This window comes from Pseudomonas sp. Eth.TT006, from assembly GCF_054456575.1.
On sequence record NZ_JBTJEN010000007.1, the window covers coordinates 100,611 to 126,348 of the forward strand.

Annotated in this window: 26 protein-coding genes; 7 read left to right on the top strand and 19 right to left on the bottom strand. The window is 60.0% G+C overall.

Translation table 11 applies throughout. The features are described 5' to 3' along the window. Positions 1 to 41: 41 nt before the first annotated feature. Positions 42 to 983: a fatty acid desaturase gene (locus tag ACXR0M_RS13260; RefSeq protein WP_458832293.1), complete on the bottom strand. Its 942-nt coding sequence runs from the start codon at positions 981 to 983 to the stop codon at positions 42 to 44. A 168-nt stretch (positions 984 to 1,151) separates the two neighbouring features. On the opposite strand from ACXR0M_RS13260, the gene ACXR0M_RS13265 reads away from it, so the two are divergent. After that, the gene (locus ACXR0M_RS13265) at positions 1,152 to 1,559 is read left to right on the top strand and encodes a GNAT family N-acetyltransferase (protein ID WP_458832294.1); all 408 of its coding nucleotides are present in this window, start codon (positions 1,152 to 1,154) and stop codon (positions 1,557 to 1,559) included. Between the two features lie 80 nt (positions 1,560 to 1,639). On the opposite strand, the gene def is transcribed toward ACXR0M_RS13265, so the two are convergent. The 3 genes from def to ACXR0M_RS13280 all read right to left on the bottom strand — a co-directional run bounded on the left by def (position 1,640) and on the right by ACXR0M_RS13280 (position 3,489). Next, a complete protein-coding gene (gene def, locus ACXR0M_RS13270; protein ID WP_458832295.1) occupies positions 1,640 to 2,179 on the bottom strand; it encodes a peptide deformylase in 540 nt (179 codons plus the stop codon). 3 nt (positions 2,180 to 2,182) lie between these two features. Further along, positions 2,183 to 3,133 carry a YihY/virulence factor BrkB family protein gene (locus tag ACXR0M_RS13275; protein ID WP_458832296.1) on the bottom strand — a complete coding sequence of 317 codons (951 nt, stop codon included), beginning with the start codon at positions 3,131 to 3,133 and terminating at the stop codon, positions 2,183 to 2,185. Positions 3,134 to 3,297: 164 nt separating this feature from the next. After that, on the bottom strand, positions 3,298 to 3,489 hold the full coding sequence (locus tag ACXR0M_RS13280; RefSeq protein WP_458832297.1) for a CsbD family protein: 192 nt from the start codon (positions 3,487 to 3,489) through the stop codon (positions 3,298 to 3,300). 195 nt (positions 3,490 to 3,684) lie between these two features. Between ACXR0M_RS13280 and ACXR0M_RS13285 the strand changes: the two genes are divergently transcribed. Beyond that, the gene (locus ACXR0M_RS13285; RefSeq protein ID WP_458832298.1) at positions 3,685 to 4,062 is read left to right on the top strand and encodes a hypothetical protein; all 378 of its coding nucleotides are present in this window, start codon (positions 3,685 to 3,687) and stop codon (positions 4,060 to 4,062) included. A gap of 165 nt (positions 4,063 to 4,227) precedes the next feature. Here the strand turns inward: ACXR0M_RS13285 and fadD1 are convergent, their stop codons facing one another. Both fadD1 and fadD2 read right to left on the bottom strand, forming a co-directional pair. Next, complete coding sequence (gene fadD1 / locus ACXR0M_RS13290) at positions 4,228 to 5,925, bottom strand: long-chain-fatty-acid--CoA ligase FadD1 (RefSeq protein ID WP_458832299.1); 1,698 nt, start codon at positions 5,923 to 5,925, stop codon at positions 4,228 to 4,230. A gap of 365 nt (positions 5,926 to 6,290) precedes the next feature. Then, positions 6,291 to 7,979, bottom strand: a complete 1,689-nt coding sequence (gene fadD2 / locus ACXR0M_RS13295; protein ID WP_458832300.1) for a long-chain-fatty-acid--CoA ligase FadD2 — start codon at positions 7,977 to 7,979, stop codon at positions 6,291 to 6,293. Between the two features lie 242 nt (positions 7,980 to 8,221). On the opposite strand from fadD2, the gene ACXR0M_RS13300 reads away from it, so the two are divergent. Both ACXR0M_RS13300 and ACXR0M_RS13305 read left to right on the top strand, forming a co-directional pair. Then, positions 8,222 to 9,166 (top strand): lysophospholipase, encoded by a 945-nt coding sequence (locus ACXR0M_RS13300; protein ID WP_458832301.1) that lies wholly within the window; start codon positions 8,222 to 8,224, stop codon positions 9,164 to 9,166. Positions 9,167 to 9,208: 42 nt separating this feature from the next. Then, positions 9,209 to 9,679, top strand: a complete 471-nt coding sequence (locus ACXR0M_RS13305; protein ID WP_003227420.1) for a MaoC family dehydratase — start codon at positions 9,209 to 9,211, stop codon at positions 9,677 to 9,679. Positions 9,680 to 9,799: 120 nt separating this feature from the next. Here ACXR0M_RS13305 and ACXR0M_RS13310 read toward each other — a convergent pair whose 3' ends face one another. Together ACXR0M_RS13310 and ACXR0M_RS13315 are read right to left on the bottom strand one after the other, a co-directional pair. Next, positions 9,800 to 10,267 (bottom strand): ferritin-like domain-containing protein, encoded by a 468-nt coding sequence (locus ACXR0M_RS13310; RefSeq protein WP_458832302.1) that lies wholly within the window; start codon positions 10,265 to 10,267, stop codon positions 9,800 to 9,802. A gap of 4 nt (positions 10,268 to 10,271) precedes the next feature. Then, positions 10,272 to 10,469, bottom strand: a complete 198-nt coding sequence (locus tag ACXR0M_RS13315; protein WP_458832303.1) for a hypothetical protein — start codon at positions 10,467 to 10,469, stop codon at positions 10,272 to 10,274. A gap of 5 nt (positions 10,470 to 10,474) precedes the next feature. Between ACXR0M_RS13315 and ACXR0M_RS13320 the strand changes: the two genes are divergently transcribed. Both ACXR0M_RS13320 and ACXR0M_RS13325 read left to right on the top strand, forming a co-directional pair. Then, on the top strand, positions 10,475 to 10,711 hold the full coding sequence (locus ACXR0M_RS13320; RefSeq protein WP_003227425.1) for a DUF3820 family protein: 237 nt from the start codon (positions 10,475 to 10,477) through the stop codon (positions 10,709 to 10,711). 30 nt (positions 10,712 to 10,741) lie between these two features. Further along, the gene (locus ACXR0M_RS13325; protein ID WP_458832304.1) at positions 10,742 to 11,923 is read left to right on the top strand and encodes an aminotransferase class V-fold PLP-dependent enzyme; all 1,182 of its coding nucleotides are present in this window, start codon (positions 10,742 to 10,744) and stop codon (positions 11,921 to 11,923) included. Positions 11,924 to 11,928: 5 nt separating this feature from the next. Here the strand turns inward: ACXR0M_RS13325 and ACXR0M_RS13330 are convergent, their stop codons facing one another. The 4 genes from ACXR0M_RS13330 to zwf form a co-directional block, all read right to left on the bottom strand. Then, on the bottom strand, positions 11,929 to 12,654 hold the full coding sequence (locus tag ACXR0M_RS13330; protein ID WP_458832305.1) for an intradiol ring-cleavage dioxygenase: 726 nt from the start codon (positions 12,652 to 12,654) through the stop codon (positions 11,929 to 11,931). A 264-nt stretch (positions 12,655 to 12,918) separates the two neighbouring features. Beyond that, on the bottom strand, positions 12,919 to 13,584 hold the full coding sequence (locus ACXR0M_RS13335) for a bifunctional 4-hydroxy-2-oxoglutarate aldolase/2-dehydro-3-deoxy-phosphogluconate aldolase (protein ID WP_007969324.1): 666 nt from the start codon (positions 13,582 to 13,584) through the stop codon (positions 12,919 to 12,921). Positions 13,585 to 13,601: 17 nt separating this feature from the next. After that, on the bottom strand, positions 13,602 to 14,315 hold the full coding sequence (pgl, locus tag ACXR0M_RS13340; RefSeq protein WP_458832306.1) for a 6-phosphogluconolactonase: 714 nt from the start codon (positions 14,313 to 14,315) through the stop codon (positions 13,602 to 13,604). Continuing rightward, the gene (zwf, locus tag ACXR0M_RS13345) at positions 14,302 to 15,768 is read right to left on the bottom strand and encodes a glucose-6-phosphate dehydrogenase (protein ID WP_458832307.1); all 1,467 of its coding nucleotides are present in this window, start codon (positions 15,766 to 15,768) and stop codon (positions 14,302 to 14,304) included. The genes pgl and zwf overlap by 14 nt, the downstream gene beginning before the upstream one ends. 226 nt (positions 15,769 to 15,994) lie before the next feature. Here zwf and ACXR0M_RS13350 point away from each other — a divergent pair, with 226 nt between their 5' ends. Continuing rightward, positions 15,995 to 16,855 (top strand): MurR/RpiR family transcriptional regulator, encoded by an 861-nt coding sequence (locus tag ACXR0M_RS13350; RefSeq protein ID WP_169432688.1) that lies wholly within the window; start codon positions 15,995 to 15,997, stop codon positions 16,853 to 16,855. Between the two features lie 207 nt (positions 16,856 to 17,062). On the opposite strand, the gene ACXR0M_RS13355 is transcribed toward ACXR0M_RS13350, so the two are convergent. The 7 genes from ACXR0M_RS13355 to ACXR0M_RS13385 form a co-directional block, all read right to left on the bottom strand. Next, complete coding sequence (locus ACXR0M_RS13355; protein WP_458832308.1) at positions 17,063 to 17,917, bottom strand: D-hexose-6-phosphate mutarotase; 855 nt, start codon at positions 17,915 to 17,917, stop codon at positions 17,063 to 17,065. A gap of 296 nt (positions 17,918 to 18,213) precedes the next feature. Then, positions 18,214 to 19,563, bottom strand: coding sequence for a carbohydrate porin (locus ACXR0M_RS13360; RefSeq protein ID WP_458832309.1), 1,350 nt, complete (start codon positions 19,561 to 19,563; stop codon positions 18,214 to 18,216). A gap of 225 nt (positions 19,564 to 19,788) precedes the next feature. Beyond that, on the bottom strand, positions 19,789 to 20,949 hold the full coding sequence (locus ACXR0M_RS13365) for an ABC transporter ATP-binding protein (RefSeq protein ID WP_025112826.1): 1,161 nt from the start codon (positions 20,947 to 20,949) through the stop codon (positions 19,789 to 19,791). Between the two features lie 2 nt (positions 20,950 to 20,951). Next, positions 20,952 to 21,797 carry a carbohydrate ABC transporter permease gene (locus ACXR0M_RS13370; protein ID WP_458832310.1) on the bottom strand — a complete coding sequence of 282 codons (846 nt, stop codon included), beginning with the start codon at positions 21,795 to 21,797 and terminating at the stop codon, positions 20,952 to 20,954. Beyond that, complete coding sequence (locus ACXR0M_RS13375; protein WP_458832311.1) at positions 21,790 to 22,698, bottom strand: carbohydrate ABC transporter permease; 909 nt, start codon at positions 22,696 to 22,698, stop codon at positions 21,790 to 21,792. Before ACXR0M_RS13375 ends, ACXR0M_RS13370 begins: the two co-directional genes overlap by 8 nt. Positions 22,699 to 22,815: 117 nt before the next feature. Next, a complete protein-coding gene (locus ACXR0M_RS13380) occupies positions 22,816 to 24,117 on the bottom strand; it encodes an ABC transporter substrate-binding protein (protein WP_458832312.1) in 1,302 nt (433 codons plus the stop codon). Positions 24,118 to 24,235: 118 nt separating this feature from the next. Beyond that, a complete protein-coding gene (locus ACXR0M_RS13385) occupies positions 24,236 to 25,495 on the bottom strand; it encodes a D-mannose isomerase (RefSeq protein ID WP_458832313.1) in 1,260 nt (419 codons plus the stop codon). Between the last annotated feature and the right edge of the window lie 243 nt (positions 25,496 to 25,738).

Sequence of the window (25,738 nt, forward strand, 5' to 3'; positions counted from 1 at the left end):
CGGTATCCCTGCAAATCAAAAAGCCTGTGGCGGTGTCGGGATCAGTGGTACGGATGCTGCGGGCTGTCGATCGGTTTGCAGCTGTTCTGGCGCCACAACTGCCCGTACCCCTGCACCAGAAACCCGCCACTGCGTGCCACCCATTGCTCACGGCGCATGCGGTAGGCGCGTGGCAAGTCGTACCACGCCAGCCCCGGCAAATCGTGATGCACCAAATGGAAATTCAGATTCAGAAACAGCCAGCGCCAAGCCCAACCCGCCTCGTTGAGCACAGTGCGCTGCTCCGGTTGTGCATGCGGCCGGTGTTCATGATAGGAGCGGATCATCGCAATCGACAGCGCCGGCACGCTGATCAGCAGCAGGTAATGCCAGATCGGTAACACGCTGAAATGCGCGATAAACCACAGCATCAACAGGGTCACCGCGCCGTGGCTCAACCACATCCGCCAGGCCTGACGCTCGCCGTTTTGCAGACGCTGCAGTTCTTCGGTGGCCATCGCGAGCAACGCCAGTGGCGCGCCAATCGCAAAACGCCCGAGCACGGTCTTGTTCAGCCAGTGCAGACTGCGCTCGGGCCGCGAACTGCCCTGCCAATGCACCGCGGCCAGGTAACGGCTTTCAGGGTCAATACCGGGCACGGTCAGGTGTTCATCGCGGTGATGCAACAGATGGCTGTCACGGTAAAGCGTGTACGGGTACCACACCGCAAAGGGCGCGTAACCAAGCAGTTTGTTGACGCCTGCCCAGCGTGTCGGATGACCGTGCAGCAACTCGTGCTGCACCGACAGCCACAGCACCAGCAGCGGAATCAGCAACAAGGTACTCAAACCACGGCCGAGCCAGTGGCTGTTGACGATGATGGCGAACCAACTGCCGTACACGCCGATCAGCAACAACCAGGTCGGCCATTCGCTGCGGGCGGTGAAACGTTGGCGCAGGGTTTCGATCTGTTGCCGATGATCGGCATCGAAGTAATTCGGCATGGCGTGGCTCGGAACAGGAATCCTGCCTTTCTGTGCAACGAGCCTGCTGAATCTTGCAGATTATTTTTTCTGCGTCCGCCGCTTGCAAGTTGGCCGACTCAAGCCTTCCCTGGCCTGTGTCGCGCATTCTCTTATAATCGGCGCCTCGCCCACCGCCAGTCCGATCCCATGCCCGATACACGTTACAGCCTGCTCGACGCCACTCTCTGGCCGTTGATGAACAAGTTTTACCGCAGCCACCAATCGTCGATGAAAGCAGTACGTGATGCGCAATTGTGGGTGGCGCGGCGCGAGGAGATCGTTGCCGCGCTGTGCCTGCGGCCGGTGGCGGGCGGGTATTGGTTGACCGGGTTGTTTGTCGATCCGGGCTGTCGTGAACAGGGGATTGCAGCGCAGTTGATCGCGGCAGCGGTGAAGGATCTACAGGAACCGGTGTGGCTGTTCTGCCATCCGGATTTGCGCGGGTTTTATGAGCGCCGCGGGTTCAGCTTTGGTCCCGCCCTGCCCTATGCGCTGGCCGAGCGCTTGAGCCGCTATGCGCGGAGCAAGCCGATGATTGCGATGGGGCTTTTATAAGATCAAAAGATCGCAGCCTGCGGCAGCTCCTACAGGGAGCAATGTAGGAGCTGCCGCAGGCTGCGATCTTTTGACTTTGCTTAATCGTCAGCCGTGGGATCGAGATCCGGGAACATCACTTCGGTAAAACCGAACTTGCTGAAATCGGTAATACGCGACGGATACAGGCGACCGATCAGGTGATCGCACTCATGCTGCACCACCCGCGCGTGAAAGCCTGAGGCCACCCGCACGATCGGCTCGCCTTTGGGGTCGAAGCCTTCGTAACGGATCTGCTGATAGCGATCCACCGCGCCGCGCAAACCGGGCACCGACAGACAGCCTTCAAAACCCTCTTCGGTCAGCGGATTCAACGGCGTGATCAGCGGATTGATCAGGATCGTCTGCGGCACTGCTTCGGCGTCCGGATAGCGTTCACTGTGCTCGAAACCGAAGATCACCAGTTGCAGGTCGACGCCGATCTGCGGCGCGGCCAGGCCGACGCCGCCGACGCTTTCCATGGTCTGGAACATGTCATCGATCAGTTGCCACAGTTCGGGGCTGTCGAACATCTCTGGCGGCACCGGCGGGGCGATACGCAGCAGGCGCTCATCGCCCATTTTCAGAATTTCACGGATCATGGTTCAGACTTCGTCGGTATCCGGCTTGAGCGAATGGTCGCGCCCCAGGCCAGAGACATGTTGTTTGGGCTGTTCAACGAGTTCACCGGGGGCTTTCTCGCCCTGATCCTTGCCCTCGCTGGACATGTGTTCGATCACTGCATTCATCTCGGCCCCGAGCAGCAGCACGGCAGCAGAAATATAGAAATACAGCAGCAGCACGATGATCGCCCCGATGCTGCCATACATCGCGTTGTAGTTGGCGAACGTCTTGACGTAAAACGCAAACCCCAACGAGGCAACGATCCACACCACCACCGCCAGCACCGAGCCGGGGGTGATGAAACGGAATTCCTGTTTGACGTCGGGCATCACGTAGTAGATCAGCGCCACCGCGATCATCATCAGAATCACGATCACCGGCCAGCGCGCAATGGTCCACACCGTGACGATGAAGTCTTCCAGCCCCACCTGCGCGGCAATCCAGCCCATCACCTGCGGCCCGAGCACCATCAGCGCCGCGGCCACCAGCAACATGCCGGCGATGCCCACGGTGTAGACAATCGACAGCGGAAAGCGCTTCCAGATCGGCCGCCCTTCGACCACATCGTAAGCGGCGTTCATCGCGCTCATCATCAGACGCACACCGGCGGACGCGGTGTACAGGGCGATCACGATACCGATCGACAGCAGGCCACCCTTGGATTGCTGCAACTGGTCGATCACCGGGTTGACCTGCTCCAGCGCCTGCGGCGGCAGCACCAGTTCCGACTGCAGGCGCAGCCAGCTGAAGAAGTCCGGCAGGTGCAGGAAACCGATCAGCGCGATCAGAAACAGAATGAACGGGAACAGCGAGAACAGCATCTGGTAAGCCAGCGCCGAGGCGTAGGTCGACATCTCGTCGTCGACGAACTCTGTGACCGTGCGCACCATGACCCGGTGCAGGGGCAGACCTTTCATGTCCGGAAAAATCATTCGCGTCTCCTTTCGCCGCAATACAGGTAGAAGTCGTGGCGACTCAGGGGCCGTGTTCTACATCACGTTAGCCTGTTTGGCGACCGTCGTCGGGTGGCTGCAGGCTTTTGACACAAAAACGGCCATCCTTGGATGGCCGTTCGGGTATTTCGTTCAAGGCCGGATTACGCCTTGTCGACACCTTTTTTCACGGCGTCCTTGGCTTTGCCGACTGCTTGCTGGGCTTCGCCTTTTTTCTCTTGAACCTTGCCTTCGGCCTGCAGCCTGGTGTTGTCGGTGGCTTTACCGACGCCTTGCTTGACGTTGCCGACGGCTTCGTTAGCCATGCCTTTTACTTTATCGCCAGTGCTGCTCATGGTGGTTGTCCTTGATGCATTGAAGGGGAAAAGTCAGTACGTAACGATTGACCGGGCGGTTTTGCGCGGAGTTTCATTTATTTTCGCCGTTCATTTCGTCGTGCAATGCAGGTTGGGCTTTATGTTTGCCCCGCCAGCCCCGAGAATGCGCAGCTATGGGCGCGCTGCGCCAACGATCAGACCCGCAGGAATGTTATGAAACTCGATAAAAAGCAGGCCATTGCCCGTCGCAACCAGGAACTGGGCGGCGCGGTGCTCGGCACCAACAATTGCCATTTCGCCGAACTCAACCGCAACCGCAACATCTGGTGGTTCGACCTGCCGGTATCGCGCCTGGCGATCGGTCAGTACGAGTGGATTCACCTGCTGATGCACACCCCGGCCACCGATGAACTGCTGCACCTGAAAGTGCCGACCGTGTTCCTGCGGGAAAAGCTCGAAGGCCTGGTGATTCGCAACGAAGGCAAGCGCAAGGCGGCGTTGAGCCTGGAGTTGAGTGCGGACAAGGACTCGTATCTGCAGGACATGCGTCCGGCTGGGACTAACGTGAATTTTGCGCAGTTCCGTCAGTAGCAGAAAAAGCTTCGCGAGCAAGCCCGCTCCCACATTCGCCTGTATTCCAATTGGAGGAACGCGGTTGAATGTGGGAGCGGGCTTGCTCGCGAAAGCGACCTGACAGTCACTACAAATCCACAACCTGCACTAACAAAAAGCCCCGCATCTGCGGGGCTTTCTGTTTTACGCGGCGCTCTTCGCCTTGATCTTCTTCAGCTCTTCGTCACGCAACTCGCGGCGCAGGATCTTGCCGACGTTGGTGGTCGGCAGCGCATCGCGGAACTCCACCGAGCGCGGCACCTTGTAGCCGGTGACGTTGGCGCGCATGTGCTCCATCACGGTTTCCTTGGTCAGCGTCACGCCTGGTTTGGCGACGATGAAAATCTTGATCGCCTCGCCGGACTTCTCGTCCGGTACGCCGATGGCGGCGCACTGCAACACGCCCGGCAGGGTCGCCAGCACGTCTTCCAGTTCGTTCGGATAAACGTTGAAACCGGAGACCAGAATCATGTCTTTCTTGCGATCGACAATGCGCATGTAACCGTCAGGCTGGATCAGCGCGATGTCACCGGTTTTCAGCCAGCCTTCGCTGTCGAGCATTTCATCGGTGGCTTCCTGACGCTGCCAGTAGCCCTTCATCACTTGCGGGCCCTTGACGCACAGTTCGCCGATTTCACCCAGCGGCTGCTCGACACCGGCATCGTCGATGACTTTGCACAGGGTCGACGGCACGGGAATGCCGATGGTACCGATCTGGATATTCTGGATCGGATTGACCGTGGCCACCGGACTGGTTTCGGTCATGCCGTAACCTTCGCAGATCGGGCAACCGGTCAACGCTTTCCAGCGTTCGGCGGCGGCCAGTTGCAAGGCCATGCCGCCGGACAGGGTGACTTTCAGGCTGGAGAAATCCAGCTTGCGGAAGGCTTCGTTGTTGCACAGCGCCACAAACAGCGTGTTCAAGCCGACAAAGCCGCTGAACTTCCACTTCGACAATTCCTTGACCATCGCCGGCAAGTCGCGCGGGTTGCTGATCAGGATGTTGTGGTTGCCGATCAGCATCATCGCCATGCAATGAAAGGTGAACGCATAGATGTGATACAGCGGCAGCGGCGTGATCAGGATCTCGCAACCTTCGTTGAGGTTGGAGCCCATCAGCGCTTTGCACTGCAGCATGTTGGCGACAAGGTTGCGGTGAGTGAGCATCGCGCCCTTGGCCACGCCGGTGGTGCCGCCGGTGTATTGCAGCACCGCGACATCGCTGCTGTGCGGATTGGCTTCGGCCACTGGCTGGCCCTGGCCCTTGCTCAGCACGTCGTTGAACTTGACGGCTTTGGGCAGGTGATAAGCCGGAACCATCTTCTTCACGTACTTGATCACGCTGTTGATCAGCAGGCGCTTGAGCGGCGGCAGCAGGTCGGCGACTTCGGTGACGATGACGTGTTTGACCCCGGTTTTCGGCACCACGGCTTCTGCCAGGTGCGCCATGTTGGCCAGGCAGACCAGCGCTTTGGCACCGGAGTCGTTGAATTGGTGTTCCATTTCCCGCGCGGTGTACAGCGGGTTGGTGTTGACCACGATCAGCCCGGCGCGAATCGCACCGAAGACCGCAACCGGGTACTGCAGGACGTTGGGCAGTTGCACGGCGATTCGATCACCGGGCTGCAAGTCGGTATGCTGTTGCAGATACGCGGCAAATGCACCGGACAGTTCGTACAGTTCACCGTAGGTGATTGTCTTGCCCAGGTTGCTGAAAGCCGGTTTGTTGGCGAAGCGTTGGCAAGATTGCTTCAACACTGCCTGAATATTCGGGTACTCGTCTGGATTGATGTCGGCAGCAATTCCAGCCGGGTATTTATCCTTCCAAAAGTCTTCGATCATGGAAGCCCACTCCTCAGCAACGCGAATTCTTCACCGCATTTGATGCGATTATTATTGGTGTGTGTTTTGTATTGGTGAATCTGGCTTTTATACAGGCCGAGAAGTCACAAAGCGCGCCGAGAGTAGCAGCTTTGCCAAGGGCCGACTAGAGCCAAAAACGGCCTCCATGGTCACGTTGATGACTCAAGACTATCCAGCAGTCATTTTAGAGCAAACAACCTACAACACCCTGAAAGCCCCGATTTTACAGGTTTTCCTCTCCCCAAAAGCATCGCGGGCAAGCCCGCTCCCACAAGGTTGATGAATATCCCTGTGGGAGCGTGGCTTGCCCGCGATCCGCGCAAGGCGCGGCCAGGCACCGATGATCAGGCGATATCGCGCAACTCGCGCCGCAGAATCTTCCCGACCGGGGTCATCGGCAACGACTCGCGCAGGACAATGTGTTTCGGCACCTTGTAGGCGGTGAAATTCTCTTTGCAGTACGCCTTCAGCTCCTCGAGGCTGACCCCGGCTTCCCGCGCCACCACAAACAGCTTCACCGCCTCCCCCGAACGTTCGTCCGGCACACCGATTACCGCGCAGTTGGCGACTTTCGGGTGGGCCATCACCACGTCCTCGATTTCGTTGGGATACACGTTGAAACCGGAGACGATGATCATGTCCTTCTTGCGGTCGACGATGCGCACGAAACCGTCCGGATCGATCACCGCAATGTCACCGGACTTGAACCAGCCTTCGGTATCCAGCACCTCGGCGGTGGCTTCGGGTTTGTTCCAATAGCCTTTCATGATCTGCGGACCTTTGATGCACAGCTCGCCGCGCTCGCCCATGGGCTGCTCGACGCCTTGGTCATCAATGACTTTCAGCAAGGTGCCCGGCACCGGCAGGCCGACCGTACCCAGCCGCGACTGGTCGCCATAGGGATTGGTGCAGGCAACCGGCGAGGTTTCGGTGAGGCCGTAACCTTCGGTGATGCGGCAACCGGTGATCTGCTCCCAGCGCTCGGCCGTGGCCTTGACCAGCGCGGTGCCGCCGGAGTTGGTCAGCTTCAGGCTGGAGAAATCCAGGGTCTTGAAGTCCGGGTGTTCCATCAGCGCGACGAACAGCGTGTTGAGCCCCAGCAACGCCGAGAAGCGCCAGTTCTTCAGTTCCTTGATAAAGCCGCCGATGTCGCGCGGGTTGGTGATCAGCACATTGTGGTTACCGGAAACCATCATGCACATGCAGTTCGCGGTGAAGGCATAGATGTGATACAGCGGCAGCGGCGCCACCATTACCTCCTGCCCTTCGCGCAACAGTGGCTGGCCGTCGGGGCCGAGTTGCGCGAGGCAGGCGCGCACTTGTTGCATGTTGGCTACGAGGTTGCCGTGGGTCAGCATCGCGCCCTTGGCCAGACCGGTGGTGCCGCCGGTGTACTGCAACACGGCGATGTCGTCGAGAGCGACTTTCAACGGTTTGATGCCCAGGCCACGGCCCATGCGCAGCGCACTCTTGAACGAAATCGCCTGCGGCAGCGAATACGGCGGAACCATTTTCTTCACTTTGCTGACCACGGTGTTGATCAGCCAGCCCTTGGCGGTGGGCATCAGGTCGCCCATCTTCGCTTCGATCAAGTATTGCAGGTCGGTGTCGGGCAGTACTTCCTGAACCTTCTGCCCGAACATGTTCAGGTACACCAGCGCCCGGGCACCGGAATCCTTGAACTGGTGACGCATCTCCCGCGCGGTGTACAGCGGGTTGGTGTTGACCACGATCAGCCCGGCGCGCAAGGCGCCGAACACGGCGATCGGGTATTGCAGCACGTTGGGCATCTGCACCGCGATGCGATCCCCCGGCACCAGATCGGTGTGCGCTTGCAGGTAACCGGCGAACGCCGCGCTGTAGCGCTCGAGTTCAGCGTAGGTCAGGGTCACGCCCATGTTGCTGAAGGCGGGCCGGTCCGCGAACTTCTTGCAGGAACGCTCAAACACCTCGATCACCGACTTGAACTCGCCCATGTCGATGTCCAGCGGTACCCCGGCGGGGCGTTTGTCATTCCAGAAATCAGGTTGCATTGTTCTTGTCCTCTTTACCTGAATCGATCCGGGAGCCGCTTTTTCTGGCTTTCGCTGTATCCCTTGAAAGCACGACGCAAAAAACGGAGCTTCACGGACACTAGCAGTTATGGCCATTGAGGCAAATATGGGCGATGGCGACATTGATCGTATGAATCTTCCTGCCGTGGCGTGAGCTGATCGGACGCGCTATACAATGCTACGACTGCGGGCCGTTACCGCTCGATAAAAAGGGAATTGCCATGATTCACCACGCCTTCTGGCTGGACGCGAGTGACCGCAACCGGCTGTTCGTCAACCAATGGTTGCCGGCCGCGCCGCTGAAAGCGCTGATCCTGCTGGCACATGGCATGGCCGAGCACAGCGCTCGCTATGCGCGGCTGGCGGAAGCGCTTTGCGCGCAGGGTTACGGGGTGTACGCGCCGGACCTGCGCGGCCATGGCCGGACTGCGGAAAACGGTACCCTCGGGCATTTCGCCGATGACGATGGCTGGTGCAAGGTGCTTGGCGATCTGGCCAGCCTCAATCAGCACATCGGCCAGCAACATCCCGACGTGCCGATCATCCTGCTCGGGCACAGCATGGGCAGCTACCTCGCCCAAGGCTATCTGCTGCACCACAGCGCCAGCCTGCACGGGGCGATTCTCAGCGGTTCGAATTTCCAGCCAGTGGCGCTTTACCGCGCGGCGAGGCAGATCGCCCGCTTCGAGAAGCTGCGCCAGGGTGGCAAGGGTCGCAGTGCGCTGATCGAGTGGCTGTCGTTTGGCTCGTTCAACAAAAAATTCAAACCGGTGCGCACCCCGTTCGACTGGCTGAGCCGCGATCCGGTAGAGGTCGATCGCTACGCCAACGACCCGTTATGCGGCTTTCGCTGCACCAATCAATTGTGGATCGATCTGCTCGGCGGGTTGCAGCAGATCAGCAAAGCGTCCAATCTCGCGCAGATCGACCCGGGCCTGCCGCTGCTGGTGATCGGCGGTGAATGTGATCCGGTGAGTGAAGGCAAGCGTCTGACAGATCTGGCCAACGCCTTGCGCGCGGCCGGCAGCCAGCACCTGCAATTGAATATCTACCCGCAGGCCAGGCACGAATTGTTCAATGAAACCAATCGCGACGAAGTGATTGCCGACGTGCTGGCATGGATCGACCAGGCACTGAGCCATCGGCGCCCGCACCGCAGCGAATGACTTTTATGGATTCACTTTAATCCGTCACAGGAATCAACACCGATGACCCAGGTTACCAACATCCCTTACGAAGCCCTCGAAGTCGGCCAGACCGCCAGCTACAGCAAGACGGTTGAAGAGCGCGACATTCAGCTGTTCGCCGCGATGTCCGGCGACCACAACCCGGTGCACCTGGACGCCGAGTTCGCCGCGGCCAGCATGTTCAAGGAACGCATCGCCCACGGTATGTTCAGCGGCGCGCTGATCAGCGCGGCGGTGGCCTGCGAGCTGCCTGGGCCGGGCACTATCTACATCGGTCAGCAGATGAGTTTCCAGAAGCCAGTGAAAATTGGCGACACCCTGACCGTACGCCTGGAAATTCTCGAGAAACTGCCGAAGTTTCGCGTGCGCATCGCCACTCGCGTGTTCAATCAGCGCGATGAGCTGGTGGTGGATGGCGAGGCGGAAATTCTCGCGCCGCGCAAGCAGCAGACCGTAACGCTGCCGACGTTGCCGGCGATCAGCATTGGCTGATTGACTGCATAAACAAAGTGGGAGCGAGCTTGCTCGCGAATGCGGTGTGTCATACAACGATTACGTTGCTGACATGACCCCTTCGCGAGCAAGCCCGCTCCCACAGTTTTTCGGCGATGCTTACGAGTTGGCGCGAGCCTGGTTACGCAGGGCTTTCACCTGATCGTGATTGCGCTGCACACCGTGGTACTGACGCTCAACCAGGTCACGAATACCGACCAGGTTGTGCTTGTTGATTTTCTCGATGGCTTCACGATAAGCCTTCAGCGCATGGTCTTCACCACGCTCGGCTTCGTTCAGCACAGCCTCTTCGTCTTTGCCGGTGAACATGGCTTTGACGTCGACCCAACGGCGGTGCAGGTCACCGGCAACGCTGGTAGAGGTTTCCGGATCGCCGCCCAGCTTGCGAACTTCGGCTTGCAGTTCTGCTGCAGCGGTAGCGCAATCGGCAGAGCGCTTGGCGAACAGTGCTTTCAGTTCCGGATGCTTGATGTCTTCGGCGCAAGTCTTGAACCCTTCCTGACCGTCCTTGCTGGTTTCGATCAGATCGTTGAGCACAGAGATGGCTTCTTTGTTCACGTCAGTCATTTTTTCAATTCCTTGCGGTTGGTTGAAGATGCAAGGGATATTGCAGTGTACGTGCCAGTTTTTTAAAACGATTATTTTCCTTAATTATCAATAACTTAAAAACAATTGAACCATCTGTATCATGGTTATTTGCATGATCTGTCATTTGGCCTGCATGCAGAATGCCTGTATTTTCCAGAGTGTTTTGAATCCAGATGAACACCGCTGATGAATCCTGAAAAACTCGAACTGCTGATCACCCGCGAAATGCCCTTCGGCAAATACAAGGGCCGGATCATTGCCGACCTGCCCGGACCGTATCTGAACTGGTTTGCCCGCGAAGGCTTTCCTCACGGCGAACTGGGCGGACTGCTGGCCCTGATGCAGGAAATCGACCACAACGGCCTGTCCGATCTGCTCGAACCGCTGCGCGCCAAACACGGCAAACCTGCCCCGCGCCACTGAAGCGCCCTCCTCTCCTGAGCCGACTCGACCATGCCTGACAACACCCGCCGTGCCCGTGACGAAGCGTTCTGGCAAACCTTCGCCGATCGTTACGACGTGCAATCCGGCCCCCTGAATCTGGAAAACGGTTACTTCGGGCGCATGTCGCGCACGGTGATCGAGGACTACCAGCGCAACATCGAGCTGATTAACACCAGCAACTCGGTCTACGTGCGCCAGCGCTTCGAACAGCACGACGGCCTGGAGATCCGCGCGCAACTGGCCGAGACGCTCGGCGTGCGCGCGCAGAGCGTGGCGTTCACCCGCAACGCCAGTGATGCCCTGCAGTCGCTGATCCGCAACTACAACCGCCTGGAGCCGGGCGACCAGGTGCTGATCTGCGACCTCGAATACGACACGGTAAAAGGCGCCATGCGCTGGCTGGCGCGGCATCGCGGCGTGGAGGTGATCGAGATCGACCACACCCATCCCGCCAGCTTCGACAGCTTGCTGGACACCTACCGCGAAACCTTCATCCGCTATCCGAAACTCAAGCTGATGGCGCTGACTCATGTCACCCACCGCACCGGGCTGGTGATGCCGGTCCAGGCCATTGCCGCGCTGGCGAAACAGCATGGGGTGGACATCATCCTCGACGGCGCCCACGCCCTTGGCCAGATCGAGTTCGACCTTGAAGCCCTGGGCATCTCTTTCGCCGGCTTCAACCTGCACAAATGGATCGGTGCGCCGCTGACCCTGGGCTTTCTGTACATCGCGCCGCAGCGCCTGGCCGATATCGATCCGGACATGGGCGAAATGCATTTTCCACTCAGCGACGTCAGGGCCCGCACGCCATACAGCACGCCGAACATTCCGGCGCTGATGACCCTGCCGCTGGCGCTGGAAGAGCACCACTCGCTCGGCGGCGCAGCGGCGAAAAACGCACGCCTCACTTACCTGCGTAACCTGTGGGTCAGCGCGGTAAGGCACCTGCCGGGGATCGAAGTGATGACCCCGGACGATGCGCGGCTGTATTGCGGCATCACCTCGATGCGCTTCACCCGCCACGCCGATCAACAGGCGATGGTCGAGCGCCTGCTCAACGAGTACAACCTGTTCACCGTGGTGCGCAACGGTGCGGCTAGCGGGCCAAGCATCCGTATCACGCCGGGGCTGACCACCACCGCCGCCGACATCCAGACGCTGACCCGCGCGCTCAACGCGCTGCGCTGATCCGTTCACACGGTGTATTTGTCGAAGTCCTCGGGCTTGATCTGCGAGGAGGCAGCGAAGGTGTCGATGCCGATGGTCAGATGGCCGAAAAAACCGTCCTTGTGAGAGTCTCGGCCGATCGGCCACACCGTCAGGGTCGAACCCTCGCCGCCCATGGTCCTGTAATAGCTGTCATCGGCGTTGTTCAAGGGCATCGAAGCCCGTCCGCGGTAATCCCGGGCATTGAGTACCGAACGCGAAACCACTTCAGGGAAATACAATTGGCCGACCCAGGCCACGTTGCGCTCTTCCAGATACTCGCTGCCGGTCACGATGCGCACCGCCACATGGATGTGCAGTGCCCGGCCGGCGTAGAACCCCGGATAGATCGTGGTGAAGCGCGCCCGCCCCTGCTGATCGCAGAACTGGCTGCCACGCAGGTACGTGTGATCGTCGGTGCGCGGGATCGAGCCGATAGCCTCGACGTCGACCGCGAGATCCGGATTGACCCGGCTCCAGCCGGAATAGGCGCCCCGCGCGTTGCAATGCCAGATATCCACCAGCGCGCCTTTTACCGGCTCACCGGTCATGGCGTCGACAATGGTCAGGCGCAACAGCAAGGGCAGCCCTTCGGCGCCTTCACTGATGTTACGGCGCAGCAGCTTGGGATTGCGAAAGTACGGCCCGGCGATTTGCTCGGGGGCCAATTGATACACCGGTTTGGGCGGTGCGGCTGAAGTGTCTCGTTCCATGACGCGTTCTCTCTTCCATAAGATGAACGCAGATTACCGCCATGCCCAAATGCCTGTGCGGTAACTATGTGTCGCAGCGTAACGATCATCCCCGTAACTGTGTAGGAGCTGCCGAAGGCTGCGATCTTTTTAAAGCAGATCAAAAGATCGCAGCCTGCGGCAGCTCCTACAGGGGATTTGTTTTCTTTGGGCAAAAAAAAACGGTGCACCGACCAAGCGCACCGTAAAGCCGTAGAACACACAACGAAGTGTCTGGTAAAACTTTTAGTCCAGCAGCGCCAGCGCCTCGGCGGTGCATTCCTGAATGCGTGCCCAGTCGCCGTTCTTGATCCACTCCGGATCAAGCATCCAGCTACCGCCGACGCACATGACGTTTTTCAGCGCCATGTAGCTCTTGATGTTGGCCGGACCGACGCCGCCAGTCGGGCAGAATTTCACTTCGCCGAACGGACCGCCAAGGGCCTTGATCGCCGCCACGCCGCCGCTGACTTCGGCCGGGAACAGCTTGAAGCGGCGATAACCCAGGCCATAACCTTCCATGATCCCGGAGGCGTTGCTGATGCCCGGCAACAGCGGAATCGGGCTGTCGACGCTGGCTTCGAGCAGGTCACGGGTGATGCCCGGGGTGACGATGAATTGCGAACCCGCCGCTTCCGCTGCCGCAAGCATGTTGCGATCAAGCACGGTGCCGGCACCGGTCACCAGTTCCGGACGCTGTTCGCGCAGGATCTGGATCGCCTTGAGGCCGAACTGCGAACGCAGGGTCACTTCCAGTGCCGTCAGGCCACCGGCGGCCAGGGCGTCGGCCAGAGGCAGCACGTCCTGTTCACGCGCGATGGTGATCACCGGCAGGATCCGCGCCTTGGCGCAGAGGCTGTCGATCAGGGCAACTTTGTCCGCCATGGAAACGGTCGGGGATGGGGTTGTCATAGCGGCTGTTCCTTGGCTCATGGGCACCAGTAAATCTCTAGCGTAGGTTGCAGAAACGCGCGAACCGGCATGGCCGCGACGTCGCCGGATGCCAGTGCGGCATTCAGGGTGGTCAGTTTCGACTGACCGGAAATCGACAGAATCTTGTGCCTGGCCGAAGCCAGCAGCGCACGGCTCATGGTCAGGCGCTGACGCGGCACACTTGGCGCCAGCATCGGCCAGCAGCGACGCGTACCGTCCGCCTGCAACGCTTCGCTCAGGTTCGGACTGTCGGGGAACAGCGACGCGGTGTGTCCGTCATCGCCCATGCCCAACACCAGCACATCAATCGGCGGCAGTTCGGCGAGCAGGCGGTCAGCCTGTTCCGCCGCCTGCTCGAGGTTGGCCGCCACGCTGTACAGGCTAAGGAACTGCGCCTTGGCCGCCGGACCTTTGAGCAAGTACTGCTTGAGCAGGCCGGCATTGCTGTCGGCGTGCTCGACCGGTACCCAGCGCTCGTCGGCGAGGGTCACGACGACCTTCGACCAGTCCAGCTCCTGTTTGGCCAGGTGCTGGAAAAACGCCACCGGGCTGCGACCGCCGGACACCACCAGCACCGCGTTGCCGCGGGCAGCAATAGCGTCGCTGAGTTGCTTGGCCACGTTCAACGCCAGACCTTCGGCCAACAGCACCGGGCTCTTGAATTCGTGGGCAGTCACGCCCGTCGGCAGTTGCACATCAGATATCGCCATACCACGACCTCCCGTCCCGCGTAATCAGTGCGATCGAGCTCATCGGCCCCCACGACCCGGCCGCATACGGCTTGGGTGCGTCACCGGATTTCTTCCAGCCGGCGATCAACTGGTCACACCACTTCCACGCGGCTTCGATTTCATCTTTACGGACAAACAGGTTCTGATTGCCGTTCATCACTTCCAGCAACAAACGCTCGTAGGCATCGGGGATCCGCGCGCTGCGCCAGGTGTCGGAAAAATTCAGTTGCAGCGGACCGCTGCGCAGTTGCATGCCCTTGTCCAGGCCCTGCTCCTTGGTCATCACGCGCAAGGAAATGCCTTCGTCCGGTTGCAGGCGGATGATCAGTTTGTTGCTGATCTGCAGGCGTTGTTCCGGCGCGAAGATGTAGTGCGACGGTTCCTTGAAGTGAATGACGATCTGCGACAGTTTCTGCGGCATGCGCTTGCCGGTGCGCAGGTAGAACGGCACGCCGGCCCAGCGCCAGTTGCGGATGTCGGCACGCAGGGCGACGAAGGTTTCGGTGTCGCTCTGGGTGTTGGAATTCGGTTCTTCCAGATAGCCCGGAACCGACTTGCCTTCGCTGTGACCGGCGATGTACTGGCCGCGCACCACTTGCGTGGTCAGGCCTTCCGGGCTGATTGGCGCCAGTGCCTTGAGCACCTTTACCTTCTCGTCGCGGATGCTGTCGGCGGACAGGTCGGCAGGCGGGTCCATGGCGATCAGGCACAGCAGCTGCAGCAGGTGATTCTGGATCATGTCACGCAGTTGGCCGGCCTTGTCGAAGTAGCCCCAACGGCCCTCGATGCCCACCTTCTCGGCCACGGTGATTTCCACGTGGGAGATGTAATTCTGGTTCCACTGGGTTTCGAACAGGCTGTTGGCGAAACGCAGGGCGATCAGGTTCTGGACAGTCTCTTTGCCCAGGTAGTGGTCGATGCGGTAGGTGCGGTTCTCCGGGAAGAACTGCGCCACGGCGTCGTTCACTTTGCGCGAGGATTCCAGGTCGGAGCCGATCGGCTTTTCCAGAACCACGCGGGTGTTTTCCGCCAGACCGACTTTCGCCAGGTTCTCGCAGATCGCGCCGTACACGGCCGCCGGGGTGGCGAAGTAGGCAATCATGCGTTGCGTGGTGCCGGCGGCTTCGGCCAGCGCCACATAATCTTCGGACTTGAGGAAGTCGACGTGCAGGTAGCTCAGGCGCGCGAGAAAGCGCTCGGCCACGGCCTCGTCCAGCTCTTTGCCGACGTAACGGCGCAGTTCGGCGGCGATGAACGCCAGGTGCTGCTGTTCGGAGCCGGCTTCACGGGCCAGCGCGATGATGCGCGTGTCCTCGTGCAACAGGTCAGCGCCATCGAGGTGATAAAGGGCAGGAAACAGCTTGCGCAGGGCCAGATCGCCCAAAGCGCCGAACAAGGCAAAGGTGCACGGTTCAACCGTAATCGAAGGCATGATGTTTGTTCTTTTATCAAGTTAAGCTACAAATACCTTTTTTCAAGGCATCACTCAAGGGAAAATGTAGTAATAACCACAACATTTTCGCAAAATGCAGATTCCGAGTGGTGGTCGGTCGGAGCCATCAGTAGGATAGGCCACCGTCACGGGTCACATCAAAGGCCCAATTTGCATAGCCCGGCGCAGATTTGCGCAGGTGAATTAGGAATTCCATATGGACCGCGTGCGAAATTTACTGGAACAGATCCAGAGTCGCCTGGAAGAGCTGAACAAGGCCGAACGCAAAGTCGCCGAGGTGATCCTGCTCAACCCGCAGCAGGCCACCCGCTTCAGCATCGCCGCCCTCGCCCAGGCAGCAAAGGTGAGCGAGCCGACGGTCAACCGTTTCTGCCGCTCGTTCGGTGTCAGCGGCTACCCTGAACTCAAGCTGCAACTGGCGCAGAGCCTGGCCAGTGGCGCGGCGTATGTCAGCCGTGCGGTGGAGGCTGATGACAATCCCGAAGCCTACACGCAGAAGATTTTCGGCAGCGCCATCGCCTCGCTGGACAGCGCCTGCCAGGCACTCGATCCGAACCTGATCAGCCGCGCCGTCGACCTGTTGATTCAGGCGCGGCAGATCCACTTCTTCGGCCTCGGAGCGTCGGCGCCGGTAGCGCTGGACGCCCAGCACAAGTTCTTCCGCTTCAACCTCGCCGTCACCGCGCATGCCGATGTGCTGATGCAACGGATGATTGCCTCGGTGGCACACACCGGCGAGCTGTTCGTGATCATTTCCTACACCGGGCGCACCCGTGAGCTAGTGGAAGTGGCACGCATCGCCCGGGAGAACGGCGCCTCGGTGCTGGGCCTGACCGCCGAGAACTCGCCGCTGGCCAAGGCCAGTACGCTGAGCCTGAACATTCCACTGCCGGAAGACACCGACATCTATATGCCGATGACCTCGCGGATCATTCAGTTGACCGTGCTGGATGTGTTGGCGACGGGCATGACCTTGCGCCGCGGGGTGGATTTCCAGCCGCATTTGCGCAAGATCAAAGAGAGTTTGAATGCCAGCCGGTATCCGGTGGGTGATGAATTTAACTAAGGTCAAAAGCACCCTCACCCCAGCCCTCTCCCCGAGGGAGAGGGAGCTGACCGAGGTGCCTTGCGCTATACATCGACCTGAAATATCCAGTCGATTATGGATTCAGCACTGCTCTTTCATTTCGGCGTAATTCTTCAGCATCCCCAGATCGGTCCCCTCTCCCTCCGGGAGAGGGCTAGGGTGAGGGTAGCGGTGTACTTGGCACACTCAAGCCGCCGCCCACGCCTGCAAACTCAAATGCGCCTTCTCCCCCGGCGCCAGGTGCAGGCTGTCGGTACCGCCCGCAGCCGCTTCGACACAGACAAACTCCGCCACCTCATCCCAGCTCACGCCCAACAATGGCCGTGCGCCCGGATGCCAGACCACGGTGTCGGCACTGTCACCGGTATCGATGCACAGCTCGCGCTGCCAGGCGTGATCCTTGAGCTGCAATTCGCCCTCATGCTGGAACACCCGCTGACAGCCGCCATCCACGCGCAGTTCGCCTTCCTGCTGACAACTCTGCCGATTCAGCTGGTCATAACCCTGCGCTCCTTCGAGCCCAGACAGCGCTATCTCGCCAACATCGCCAATACGCCAGTAAGCGTGCAAAGCCTGGCTCAACTGGCACGGCATGTCGTCCTGATGCTCGGTGCTCAGGCGCAATTCCATGCGTTCGCCCAGGTGCGCGTGCAGGTCCGCCTGCCAGTCGCACAACTGCAGCTGCCAATGCAGGCGCACGCCGTCCTCGGCGCTGCTGCTGTCGATCAGTTTCCAGTCGAGCAGGCGCGCCCAGCCATGGGACGGCCAGGCATTTTCGCTCGGATGACGGCCATACCACGGCCAGCACACCGGCACGCCACCGCGGATGGCACCCACGTGCGGCCACTTCGCCGCACACCACAACCACGGTTTCTGCCCGCGCGGCTGAAAGTGCAGCAATTGCGCGCCTTGGCGACTGAACACCGCCTGACACAGCGGATGATCGATCACCAGCACATCGCGCAGCTGATAGCGCTCCCAGGCGAACACCGGTCGTTCGCGCAGGGATTTGAAGAAGCGTTGCAGCGGATGCTCATGCATGGGCCACGGTCCTGAAAATCATGGGGGTACTTATCAATCCAAAAGCCTTGCATAGCACTTTGTGGCGAGGGGATTTATCCCCGTTGGGCTGCGAAGCGGCCCTAAAAACACTCAATGAGGTGTATCAGTCAGACCGCGTTTTACGGATTTGCGACTGCTTCGCAGCCGAACGGGGATAAATCCCCTCGCCACAAATGCGTACGACACAAACCTTGCTGCGAGTGTCACAAAAAAAAGCGGACAGCCTTGGCTGTCCGCAAATATGCGCACATAGAGAGGAGCTTATCGCAACAACGTCAGAACGTAGACTGAATTTTCAGGCCGGCAACCAATGCGTTGTCCACTTGATCAACACCACCCGGGTGAGTGATGTACTGCAGGTTCGGACGCACAGTCAGCCAGTTGGTAACGTGGAAGCCGTAGTTGATCTCGTAGTTGTATTCGGTCTCACGAATCGGCGAGAACACCGGATTGTCGTAGTCCGAAACACCGTTGGAAGCGTTCAGCAGCTCGGCGTTTTTCTTCACGTCATCGTTGACGTGAATACGCGCCGCGCCAATGCCGACGTCATCCTTCGGACGGGCGTCGAACGGGCCTTTGTAGACAAACATCACCGACTGGTAGTTATCGATGAAGTTGGTGTCCTTGTCGTGGAAGGTCGCGTTGGCGGCAATGTTCAGACCACGGGAAGCGTCGCCGTTGTGGCTGGTGAGTTGCTGTTGCGCGACGAACCAGTAACCGTGTTTGCTGCTGTGGTTCTTGTAGGCGTCGCGGGTAGTAGCCGCGTCGAAACCATTGACGTCTTCACGGACGTCGCTGGCGTCAGCCGTGCTCTTGTAGTAACCAACGCGGTATTCGCCCGGCAGGCTGTTGACCTTCGGCGACCAGACCAGCTCGACCGGCAACACAGTACCTTTGGTGCCGCTGCCGCTGAGCTTGAAGCCGTTGCCGTGTTCCAGCTGCGACGGGTTCTGGTTGTACGCACCGATTTGCGCGTAGAGCTCGTCGTTGATGTTGTACTTCACACGGATCGCGGCCTGGCTCACCGGCCAGTTGTACCAGATGTTGGTCGCCCAGTTACCCACTTGCGAGCCGCAGAACGCCAGGTTCTGGAATTCGCACGGGAAGGTGTTGAAGTCTTCGCCTTCACCGAAATAACCGGCCTTGACGTCGAGTTTGTTGTCGAAGAACTGGTGCTGAATCCACAACTGGGTCAGACGCACCATGTGGCCGCGACCGTAGACTTCCTGCGAAGACGACAAGGTGCCGGCACGCGGATCGCCCACGCGGTCGTTGGAGATGTTTTGCCCGTTACGGTTGGTCAGCTGGATCTTGGCCTGGGTGTTGTCCCAGCCCCAGAGTTTCTGCAGGTCCAGCGCCACGCCCAGACCGAACTGATCGCTGTAGCGACCGGTCTTGTCGTCGTTGTAGCCGCCATGCAGGTTGGCGCCCATTTCCCCGACATAGTCCGCCTTGATGTCGATACCTTGCTCGATCAGCTTGGTCCGCTCACCACCCCAGTCGCCGGTCATCCATTTCGAATCGGAGCTGAAGGCATCGGCAGCCATGGCATTGCCGGCCAGCACCAATGCCGCCGCAGCTGACACTTGGCAGATCAACCGGGCATTGACGTGTTTCTTTTTCATCCCTACATCCTCGTCTTTATTGTTATTAACTGTTTTTTTCCAACGTGGTTTACATAAATTGCGCCGCCCGACTGGCCGGGCAACGCTTGCTCCTTGTGGAATCCGATCCCTGTGGGAGCTGGCTTGCCAGCTATGGCGGTGGATCAGGCGACATCCATGCTGGATGTGCCGGCCTCATCGCTGGCAAGCCAGCTCCCACATGAATGCATTCCAGTTTCGGTCTGTTTACCGCCCTTTGAACTGCGCCACATTCGCCGACCGTGCTTCGGTCTGCGCCTGGCCCGCAACGCCCAGACGCTCGCCAGTCTTGGCATCAAACAACAACACTTTCGATGGATCGAATTGCAGGGTCAGGGTTTCACCCACCTGCGGTGCCACGTCCGGCGCCAGACGGCAGCAGACCTTGGTCTCGTTGAGGTTGACGAACACCAGCGTATCCGGACCGGTCGGCTCGGTGACTTGCACTTCAGCCTTAATGCTCGGCAGACCATTGCCCTCGCCATTCGCCAGCACAATCTGCTCCGGGCGCAGGCCGAGGATCACTTCGCGATCTTCCAGCCCGGCGTCCTGCATGCTCATCGGCAGCTCGCAACGCGCCTGGCCGCTGTCGAGCAGTGCCAGCAGGCGACCGTCCTTGCGCTGCAGGCGCAGCGGGATGAAGTTCATCGGCGGCGAACCGATGAAGCTCGCCACAAACAGGTTGGCCGGGTCGTTGTAGATCTCTTTCGGCGTGCCGAACTGCTGGATGATGCCGTCCTTCATCACCGCCACCTTGTCGCCCAGGGTCATCGCTTCGATCTGGTCGTGGGTCACGTAGACCGTGGTGGTTTTCAGGCGCTGGTGCATCAGTTTCATTTCGGTACGCATCTCGACGCGCAGCTTGGCGTCGAGGTTGGACAGTGGTTCGTCGAACAGGTAGATCTTCGGCCGCCGCGCCAGCGCACGGCCCATCGCCACACGCTGTTGCTGACCACCGGAAAGCTGCCCCGGCTTGCGGTTGAGCAGGTGTTCGATCTGCAGCAGCTTGGCCACGCGAGCGACTTCTTCATCGATCGCCGACTGCGGCATCTTGCGGATCTTCAGACCGAACTCGATGTTCTCGCGCACGCTCATGGTCGGGTACAGCGCATAGGACTGGAAAACCATGGCGATGTCGCGATCCTTCGGGCTCATGCCGCTGACGTCCTGATCGCCGATCATGATCGCCCCACCGGTGATGGTTTCGAGGCCGGCGATGCAGTTCATCAGGGTCGACTTGCCGCAGCCCGACGGGCCGACCAGGATCAGGAATTCACCGTCCTTGATCGACAGTTCGATGTTCTTCAGGGTGTCCGGCAGGCCGGCACCGTAGGTCTTGTTGACGTTGCGAAGTTCGAGCGTTGCCATGATTACCCCTTGACTGCGCCGGCCGTCAGCCCGCGCACGAAATACTTGCCTGCGACCACATAGACCAGCAGGGTCGGCAGGCCGGCGATCATCGCCGCTGCCATATCAACGTTGTATTCCTTGGCGCCGGTGCTGGTGTTGACCAGGTTGTTCAGCGCCACCGTGATCGGTTGCGAATCACCGCTGGAGAACACCACCCCGAACAGGAAGTCGTTCCAGATCTGGGTGAACTGCCAGATCAGGCAGACCATGATGATCGGGGTCGACATCGGCAGAATGATCCGCCGGAAGATCGTGAAGAAACCCGCGCCATCCAGACGTGCCGCCTTGACCAGCGCATCGGGGATGCTCACGTAGTAGTTACGGAAGAACAGCGTGGTGAACGCCAGACCGTAGACCACGTGGACGAAAACCAGGCCGGTGGTAGTGCTGGCCAGGCCCATCTTGCCGAGGGTGAACGAGGCCGGCAGCAGCACGGTCTGGAACGGCAGGAAGCAGCCGAACAGCAGCAGACCGAAGAACAGCTGCGAACCACGGAAGCGCCACATCGACAGCACGTAACCGTTCAGCGCGCCGATGGCGGTGGAGATGACCACGGCCGGCACGGTGATCTTGATCGAGTTCCAGAAGTACCCGTCAACCGTGGCCCACGCCTTGACCCAGCCGATGCCACTGACCACGGTCGGCCAGCTCAACAGGTTGCCGGTGCTGATGTCTTCCGGGGTCTTGAAGCTGGTCAGCAGCATCACCACCAGCGGAATCAGGTACAGCAATACCGCAAGGATCAGCACCGCGTAGATCGCGATGCGACTCAGGCTGATAGCGGGTTTGGCAGCAAGACTAGTCATGGCGCTTGGTCCTCAGCTCGGAGTACAGGTAAGGCACGATGATCGCGAGGATCGCACCGAGCATCAGAATCGCACTGGCCGAGCCCATGCCCATCTGGCCGCGACTGAAGGTGAAGGAATACATGAACATCGCCGGCAGGTCGGAGGAATAACCCGGACCACCGGCGGTCATTGCTGCGACGAGGTCGAAGCTCTTGATCGCGATGTGGGCAAGGATCATCACCGCACTGAAGAACACCGGACGCAGGCTTGGCAGCACCACTTTCCAGTAGATGGTCGGCATGCTCGCGCCATCGATCTGCGCCGCACGGATGATCGATTGATCGACACCGCGCAGGCCGGCGAGGAACATCGCCATGATGAAGCCCGAGGCTTGCCACACGGCGGCAATCACCAGGCAGTAGACCACGCGATCCGGGTCGATCAGCCAGTCGAGACGGAAGCCTTCCCAGCCCCAGTCACGCAACAATTTGTCCAGGCCCATGCCCGGGTTGAGCAGCCATTTCCACGCGGTACCGGTGACGATCATCGAGAGCGCCATCGGGTACAGGTAAATGGTGCGGATAAAGCCTTCGCGACGGATGCGCTGGTCGAGGAACACCGCCAGCAGCACGCCGATCACCAGGGTGATGCCGATGAACATGCCACCGAACAGCGCAAGGTTCTTGCTCGCCACCCACCAGCGGTCGTTATCGAACAGCCGCGCGTATTGCGCCAGACCGGCCCACTTATAGTTGGGCAGGAACGTCGAGGTGGTGAACGACAGCACAAACGTCCACAGGATGTAGCCATAGAAGCCCACCAGCACGATGAACATGCTCGGCGCCAGCACCAGTTTCGGTAGCCAGCGCTGCAGCGCATCGAACGGCGAGGCCTTGCTGAACACAGCAACAGAACTCATGGGGAAATCCATAAAAAAGATAAGAGCAGTTGCAAGCTGCAAGCTACAAGACCAACAGCGCGCAAGCCTTTAACTTGCAGCTTGAAGCTTGAAGCTTGCAGCTCGCCGTCAAGGCGGTTATTTGGCCGACTGAACCGCCGCGCCCAGTTTCTTCGCCGCATCGGCCGGATCGGCTTTCGGGTCGTTGATGTAGTTGGTGACTACGTCAAAGAACGCGCCCTGCACTGCCAGCGTGGTCGCCATGTTGTGCGCCATGCTCGGCTGCAGGCCACCGGACTTGGCGTCTGCCAGGAAGTCCTTGGCGGCGGTCTGCGCGCAGGAGTCGAAGCCGAGCTTGTCCATGTTGGTCAACATGTCGTTGCGCACCGGAATCGAGCCTTTGTTGATGCTGAAGACTTTCTGGAAGTTTTCACCCAGCACGACCTTGGCGATGTCCTGCTGACCGGCCGCAGTGCCTGCGTCCTTCTGCTTGAACACGGCCAGCGAGTCGATGTTGTAGGTGAACGCCTTGTCGGTGCCCGGGAACGCTACGCACTCGTAGTCCTTGCCGGCAACTTTCTTGGCCGCAGTCCATTCGGACTTGGCCCAGTCACCCATGATTTGCATGCCGGCCTTGCCGTTGATGACCTTGGCCGCTTCCAGGTTCCAGTCCTGGCCTTTGCCGTCGGCGTCCATATAGGTCGCAACTTTCTTCAGCTCGGTCAGCGCCTTGACCATTTCCGGACCGGTCAGCGCCTTGTTGTCCAGATCGACCAGGGCTTTCTTGTAACCATCAACGCCCATGACCGAAAGCACCACGGCTTCGAACACGGTGCTGTCCTGCCAAGGCTGACCGCCGTGGGCCAGCGGGATGAAGCCCGCAGCCTTGAGCTTGTCGCCAGCGGCGTAGAATTCTTCGAGGGTGGTCGGGTTCTTGGTGATCCCGGCTTTCTTGAACACTTGCGGGTTGATCCACAGCCAGTTCACGCGGTGAATGTTCACCGGCACGGCCACGTAATCACCGTCGTACTTCACGGTATCGGAGACTTTCTTGTCGAGCAGGCTGTCCCACTTTTCCGACTTGGCGACGTCTTTCAGCACGTCGGTGTCGAGCAGTCCGGTGGAGGCCCATTCCTGAATGTCCGGGCCTTTGATCTGGGCCACGCCTGGCGGGTTGCCGGCAACGGCACGGCTTTTCAGCACGGTCATGGCCGTGGCACCGCCACCGCCAGCGACCGCGCCGTCTTTCCAGGTGAAACCATCTTTTTCGACTTGCGCCTTGAGCACATCGACAGCGGCTTTTTCGCCACCGGACGTCCACCAGTGCACGACTTCGACCGAACCTTTGGATTCGGCAGCGGAAACACTGAGAGGCAGAATTGCGAGCGGGAACAGGGAGGCGACAGAAATGACAGTAGCGAGGCGAGAAATCGCATTCATCTGAGATGTACCTTTCTTGTTGTTATGCATGCAAGTCTGGTGCTTGCGCTGCACAGGAGTTTAAACAGGGCGTTTCCCCTCTCAGGTAACGAAGGGATGCGCAAATGTCACCACATGGTTACACAGGAATGCTCCGCGACCATTGCCCCAGAGCGGTTGCCATACTGGGTGCCAAGGGTAGACGCGGAATCAGCACCGCTTGCCAGGCGTGGTAGAGATCGGGTTTGCCCGGCCAGATATCGGCACTTGGGCGGTTTTGCGGATCGAGTTCGTGATGCCAGCTGCCATCGCAGCGATCGATGAAATGGTTTTCGCAGAACTCCCAGAACAACCGGTACCAGCGTTCGTATTGCGCATCGCCGGTGCGTTTGAGCAAGGCGCTGGCGGCGGCGCTGGCCTCGGCATGGGTCCAGTGCAAGCGATGGCGCACCACCGCTTTGTTGTCCCAGTCGAGGGTGTAGACGATCCCCGGCGCGCCATCGACGTCCCAGCCGTGGCGGCAGTTCTGCTCGAAGAGTTTTTGCGCATCGGTCGCCAGCCAGCCGGGCGTGAGCATGCCGGCCTGAACCCGCGCGGCCTCGAGGTGCAGCAACAGCCGCGCCCACTCGAAACCGTGGCCCGGGGTGGTGCCGTAAGGGCGGAAACCGTCGGCCGGGTTGTCGTGGTTGTACTCGCGCAGCGCTTGCCAGTCGCGGTCGAAGTGTTCGATGACCATGTAACCGTTGGCGGCGGCGTGACAGTGAATCACCCGCTCGACAATGCGTTGCGCACGCACCAGCCAACGCGGGTCTTCGGTGACATCGGCCAGCGCGAGGAACGCTTCGGTGGCGTGCATGTTGCTGTTGGCGCCGCGATAGGCTTCTTCTTCGCGCCAGTCGCGATTGAAGAATTCGCGCATGGCGCCCTCTTCTTCGCTCCAGAAATAGGTGTCGATGATGTCGATTGCGTCATCCAGCAACGCCTGGGCGCCGGGACGTTGCGCGACCACCGCCGAGCTGGCCGCGAGCGCGACGAAGGCATGCAGATAGGCGTTCTTGCCGGTGTTGCCATCGCGGTGTTCGGCCACCGCAAACCAGCCGCCGTGCAGCGCATCACGCAACGGCCCGCGCAGGGCGGCGATGCCGTGATCGACCAGTTCGGCAAACCCCGGCAGCCCCTGAATGTGGGCCATGGCGAAGCTGTGGGTCATGCGCGCGGTGTTCATGGTTTCGGCTTGCGCGTGCGCCGGCAGATGGCCGCGCTCATCGAGGTTGCCGAAGCCTTCGGGCAGCTTTGCAGCCTTGGCGAATGCCAGCAGGCGCAGACCTTCGTCGGCCAGCCATTGCTGGTGGGCAGGGGCGTTCAGCCAACTGCTGAAGTCCGGGTGAAAGGTGTCCATGAGTGACCCTTTTTTGTTGTTATGACTGCGGGCAGTCTAAACAACGGGCCGGGGTGGGCTTGTAACGAAGGGGGCGGGTTTTGTCACCGAACCGTGACAAAGAGCGAACCCTCACCCCAGCCCTCTCCCGGAGGGAGAGGGGGCCGACCGAGGTGTAATAAGCTTTCCGCCGACTGAAATACCGAGTCGATTATGGATTCGGCGTTGTACAGTCAGGTCGACGTATCTCTTCAGCATCCCCCG

Bases quoted from the DNA above. Each gene is read 5' to 3' on its own strand.
- ACXR0M_RS13260 (WP_458832293.1), bottom strand. From the start codon at position 983: ATGCCGAATTACTTCGATGCCGATCATCGGCAACAGATCGAAACCCTG.
- ACXR0M_RS13265 (WP_458832294.1), top strand. From the start codon at position 1,152: ATGCCCGATACACGTTACAGCCTGCTCGACGCCACTCTCTGGCCGTTG.
- def (WP_458832295.1), bottom strand. From the start codon at position 2,179: ATGATCCGTGAAATTCTGAAAATGGGCGATGAGCGCCTGCTGCGTATC.
- ACXR0M_RS13275 (WP_458832296.1), bottom strand. From the start codon at position 3,133: ATGATTTTTCCGGACATGAAAGGTCTGCCCCTGCACCGGGTCATGGTG.
- ACXR0M_RS13280 (WP_458832297.1), bottom strand. From the start codon at position 3,489: ATGAGCAGCACTGGCGATAAAGTAAAAGGCATGGCTAACGAAGCCGTC.
- ACXR0M_RS13285 (WP_458832298.1), top strand. From the start codon at position 3,685: ATGAAACTCGATAAAAAGCAGGCCATTGCCCGTCGCAACCAGGAACTG.
- fadD1 (WP_458832299.1), bottom strand. From the start codon at position 5,925: ATGATCGAAGACTTTTGGAAGGATAAATACCCGGCTGGAATTGCTGCC.
- fadD2 (WP_458832300.1), bottom strand. From the start codon at position 7,979: ATGCAACCTGATTTCTGGAATGACAAACGCCCCGCCGGGGTACCGCTG.
- ACXR0M_RS13300 (WP_458832301.1), top strand. From the start codon at position 8,222: ATGATTCACCACGCCTTCTGGCTGGACGCGAGTGACCGCAACCGGCTG.
- ACXR0M_RS13305 (WP_003227420.1), top strand. From the start codon at position 9,209: ATGACCCAGGTTACCAACATCCCTTACGAAGCCCTCGAAGTCGGCCAG.
- ACXR0M_RS13310 (WP_458832302.1), bottom strand. From the start codon at position 10,267: ATGACTGACGTGAACAAAGAAGCCATCTCTGTGCTCAACGATCTGATC.
- ACXR0M_RS13320 (WP_003227425.1), top strand. From the start codon at position 10,475: ATGAATCCTGAAAAACTCGAACTGCTGATCACCCGCGAAATGCCCTTC.
- ACXR0M_RS13325 (WP_458832304.1), top strand. From the start codon at position 10,742: ATGCCTGACAACACCCGCCGTGCCCGTGACGAAGCGTTCTGGCAAACC.
- ACXR0M_RS13330 (WP_458832305.1), bottom strand. From the start codon at position 12,654: ATGGAACGAGACACTTCAGCCGCACCGCCCAAACCGGTGTATCAATTG.
- ACXR0M_RS13335 (WP_007969324.1), bottom strand. From the start codon at position 13,584: ATGACAACCCCATCCCCGACCGTTTCCATGGCGGACAAAGTTGCCCTG.
- pgl (WP_458832306.1), bottom strand. From the start codon at position 14,315: ATGGCGATATCTGATGTGCAACTGCCGACGGGCGTGACTGCCCACGAA.
- zwf (WP_458832307.1), bottom strand. From the start codon at position 15,768: ATGCCTTCGATTACGGTTGAACCGTGCACCTTTGCCTTGTTCGGCGCT.
- ACXR0M_RS13355 (WP_458832308.1), bottom strand. From the start codon at position 17,917: ATGCATGAGCATCCGCTGCAACGCTTCTTCAAATCCCTGCGCGAACGA.
- ACXR0M_RS13360 (WP_458832309.1), bottom strand. From the start codon at position 19,563: ATGAAAAAGAAACACGTCAATGCCCGGTTGATCTGCCAAGTGTCAGCT.
- ACXR0M_RS13365 (WP_025112826.1), bottom strand. From the start codon at position 20,949: ATGGCAACGCTCGAACTTCGCAACGTCAACAAGACCTACGGTGCCGGC.
- ACXR0M_RS13370 (WP_458832310.1), bottom strand. From the start codon at position 21,797: ATGACTAGTCTTGCTGCCAAACCCGCTATCAGCCTGAGTCGCATCGCG.
- ACXR0M_RS13375 (WP_458832311.1), bottom strand. From the start codon at position 22,698: ATGAGTTCTGTTGCTGTGTTCAGCAAGGCCTCGCCGTTCGATGCGCTG.
- ACXR0M_RS13380 (WP_458832312.1), bottom strand. From the start codon at position 24,117: ATGAATGCGATTTCTCGCCTCGCTACTGTCATTTCTGTCGCCTCCCTG.
- ACXR0M_RS13385 (WP_458832313.1), bottom strand. From the start codon at position 25,495: ATGGACACCTTTCACCCGGACTTCAGCAGTTGGCTGAACGCCCCTGCC.